The sequence below is a fragment of the bacterium genome (genome assembly GCA_037147175.1).
Classification (GTDB): domain Bacteria; phylum Cyanobacteriota; class Vampirovibrionia; order Gastranaerophilales; family UBA9971; genus UBA9971.
This window is the reverse complement of record JBAWVS010000106.1, coordinates 1-2,051: the sequence shown is the minus strand read 5'-3', so window position 1 is coordinate 2,051 and position 2,051 is coordinate 1. Positions and strand designations below refer to the sequence as shown.

Below are 2,051 nucleotides of genomic sequence, written 5' to 3'. Positions count from 1 at the left end.
AATTAATTTTCTTATTGTCATGTTGAGCAAAGCGAAACATCTGTCCCTTTTGGCTTTTAAGTGAAAATGCTTTTTTGGATAGATCCTTCGCTTTGCTCAGGATGACAAAAGAGGCTCAGGATGACAAAAGAAATACTTTGAAATAGATTGCCACGTCAGCTCTTTGAGCTTCCTCGCAATGACAATTTTGGCGATTTATCAATTCGAGTTATATAGTTAAATATTTACAGAAAGGAGAAATATTTTATGGGAAGAGGTCAGGAATCAGCGCCTCCGGCTCCGACTTATCAGCCGAGTGTCGTTAAATACGGTGATACAGTCGTTAGTAAAACTTATTTGGATCCGTCAGGCTCTATTGTTACTCAATATGTGCCGGATCCTGCCGAAGAAGCCAGCAAGCAGCTTGCACAGACAAAAATTAACGATGTTATGTCCACCATTGGCAAGACTGCGTCTGAGTTGTCGTCTCAATTTGATTCTACAAAGCAGGCGTTCATTAATAGTGCGTCAAAAAGTTTTCAGGATCAGTATGACCCTGCTTTGCAAAGTCTTAGAGAAGATATCGCTTCAAGGTTTGGTACTCTTAATTCCTCGCAATTTATCAGCGGGCTTAATTCTTTAGAAAAAAATAGGGCAAATGCGCTTGCGGAAATTGCTTCTAAAGGTGAAACAGTGAAAGCCGATCTTGTTAATCAGGATGAAACCAGAAAATTAAACGAGATTAAGGCTCTGGGCGGTGTTCTTTCGGCGGATCAGTCAAACTTTCTCAGCACTACTAAAACCTCTCTTTCAGCATCAGAAGCGTTGAATGATTTTCTCAACGGGCAGTGGATGCAGCAGTTGAAGGCTTACACTTCTGATTTGACCAGCAAGCGTCAAATGGTTGCTTCTATTGTCGGCAGTATTGCCGGTGCAAGCAGTAAAGTCGCCTCTTCCGGGATGGGGTAAATATTTATACAATTTGAAGCCTTTTTATATCATATAAATTATTCTTATGCTAAACTTTACATGTTTTTTGTTAGTGTCGGTCTGTGTAAGGAGTTATTATGATTAAAAAGGTTTTCAGCTTATTTTTGACGGTTTCGTTTTTCTTTCTGACTTCAGGTGTTTCTTTTGCGGCTAATGTTGAGGCGCAAAAAGCTCCTGTTTCGTCTTCTGTAAATAAAGAAGTGGTTTCTATACCAAGCGGAACAGTTGTTCCTGTTGTTCTTAAATATCCGTTAAGCAGTGATTCTCTTCAAAGCAGTGATCTTGTCTCTATTGTTATTGATGAGGATGTTGTTATCGACAACCATTTAGTGTTTAAAAAAGGGATAAACGGTGTTGCTTATGTGGAAAAAGTTGTTCATTCAGGGCAGCACGGAAGACCTGGCTATATTTTAATAAAAGAAGGCAAAGTTAAAGACATTAATAAAGTTGATCATCCTATTCAGTTAAGCATTGAGGCAAGAGGTGAAAGCAAAAGACCGAGTGCGGTGTTTTTAAGCGTAATCGGTGTTCTTCTTATATTAATTCCTTTTGGTATTTGGAGAACTGGTACTTCTGCAACTGTTTCTGCGGCTAAAGTTATGGAAGGTTTTATTACTTCCCCAAGCGAAATAGCTCTTTAAATAATTGGAAGGATAATAACTAATGAAAAGATTTGTATGCCTTTTTTTAGGCTTGCTTTATTTAAATCTGTTTCCTGTAGCTGCTTTTGCTGAATCGGATAAAAAAATTCCCGATTATCAAAATGTGGTTAATCTTGAGGAAAAAGAGACCAGCTTCTCTACAAAATTAAATAGCAAATATATCGGTAGAGTTTTTGTACTTACAAATAATTATGAAAAACCTATTGTTGTTAAAAACATTGAATTATCAAATAACAGGGGGCTTGTGCCTGTTTTTAAAAATTCTCAATATGTAATGACACCGGGCAGTTTTGCTCTTTGCTTCGTTGGCGGCTTTCTTGCTCTGTTTACTTTTGGAATTTCGCTTGCGCTGGTTGTTCCTGCCGTAACAGAATTATCTGTAAAAAATAATAATATTAAAAAAGAAGCTAAAAGTAATAT

3 protein-coding genes are annotated in these 2,051 nt (G+C 37.4%); all 3 read left to right on the top strand.

Annotated elements, in window-relative coordinates; all coding sequences use genetic code 11:
- Nucleotides 1-246: 246 nt before the first annotated feature.
- Nucleotides 247-948 carry a hypothetical protein gene (locus tag WCG23_13300; GenBank protein MEI8390847.1) on the top strand — a complete coding sequence of 234 codons (702 nt, stop codon included), beginning with the start codon at nucleotides 247-249 and terminating at the stop codon, nucleotides 946-948.
- A gap of 98 nt (nucleotides 949-1,046) precedes the next feature.
- The gene (locus WCG23_13295) at nucleotides 1,047-1,610 is read left to right on the top strand and encodes a hypothetical protein (GenBank protein ID MEI8390846.1); all 564 of its coding nucleotides are present in this window, start codon (nucleotides 1,047-1,049) and stop codon (nucleotides 1,608-1,610) included.
- A gap of 22 nt (nucleotides 1,611-1,632) precedes the next feature.
- Nucleotides 1,633-2,051 (top strand): hypothetical protein (locus WCG23_13290; GenBank protein MEI8390845.1); only part of this gene is annotated, 419 nt, incomplete at its 3' end.

Bases quoted from the DNA above. Each gene is read 5' to 3' on its own strand.
- WCG23_13300 (MEI8390847.1), top strand. From the start codon at position 247: ATGGGAAGAGGTCAGGAATCAGCGCCTCCGGCTCCGACTTATCAGCCG.
- WCG23_13295 (MEI8390846.1), top strand. From the start codon at position 1,047: ATGATTAAAAAGGTTTTCAGCTTATTTTTGACGGTTTCGTTTTTCTTT.